We start from the raw sequence: 202 nt of genomic DNA on the forward strand, positions 1-202 counted from the left end.
CAATTACTCCAGCTTCTTCTGACTCTTCTGTTTCTGCAATTACTCCAACTTCTTCTGACTCTTCCGCTTCCGCAATTACTTCCACTTCTTTTGACTCTTCTGCTTCTGCAACTACTTCCACTTCTTCTGACTCTTCTGCTTCTGCAATTACTTCCACTTCTTCTGGTATTTCCACAATGATTGTTTCTTCAAGCTTTTCTTC

At 40.6% G+C, this 202-nt stretch carries 1 protein-coding gene; it reads right to left on the bottom strand.

The annotated features are described in order from the left end of the window. Positions 1–202: hypothetical protein (locus MR079_RS29160; RefSeq protein WP_242295130.1), on the bottom strand; the 202-nt coding region annotated here is incomplete at both ends.

Source organism: Bacillus cereus group sp. BfR-BA-01381, from assembly GCF_022663555.1.
Classification (GTDB): Bacteria; Bacillota; Bacilli; order Bacillales; family Bacillaceae_G; genus Bacillus_A; species Bacillus_A pacificus.